The sequence below is a fragment of the Helicobacter valdiviensis genome, assembly GCF_003245365.1.
Classification (GTDB): domain Bacteria; phylum Campylobacterota; class Campylobacteria; order Campylobacterales; family Helicobacteraceae; genus Helicobacter_D; species Helicobacter_D valdiviensis.
The window spans coordinates 1-661 of the sequence record NZ_NBIU01000113.1 but is presented as its reverse complement, the minus strand read 5'-3'; the positions used below and the strand labels follow the sequence as shown (position 1 = coordinate 661).

At 32.4% G+C, this 661-nt stretch carries 1 pseudogene; it reads left to right on the top strand.

The features are described 5' to 3' along the window. Positions 1 to 278: 278 nt before the first annotated feature. A pseudogene (locus B6S12_RS10775) lies at positions 279 to 661 on the top strand (phage late control D family protein); the annotation flags it as partial.

Below are 661 nucleotides of genomic sequence, written 5' to 3'. Positions count from 1 at the left end.
GAGTATTTTAGTATGGTTTTAGAAGTAAATCCCAAGCTTACTCCACTTTTAAAAAATGGAGATGTTGTGAATTTGCCAATAATAGAAAAGCCAACAAATAAAGAAGAAGCACTATGGTGAAAATTCGCATTTGTGGCAACATTTAAAAGATTTTATAAATTTTATAGGCTTCGCAAACGCTTATGTTTAGCCTCAGCCTAAAAATTTATAAAAAGCTTATAAAGCCCACCAGCAACTGCTAGAATTTGAGAAACTTAATTTATTTCAAGGAGAATCCAATGATTAACAAACCAAGCTTTAAACTCCTAGCCAAAGGCAAAGACATCACACAAAAGATTTCTAAAAATCTCATAAGCCTAAGCTATGAGGATAAAGAAAAAGATGAGAGTGATGAGATAAGCTTTAGTGTTTTTGGACTATATTCTAAGCCACTTTTTGGGGATAGTTTAGAATTATGGTTAGGATATGAGAAGCTTTATAAATGCGGAACTTTTAGTGTGAATACTTTATCTAAAAATTATACAAGCAACACCACAGAGATTAGAGCAACTGCAATAAATTTTAGTGCTAAGGGGATAGGAGGAGGAATAAAACAAAAGAAAACTAGAAGCTTTGAGAATAGCTCTCTTTTTAACATAGCCTCCACAATCGCTAAAGAAAA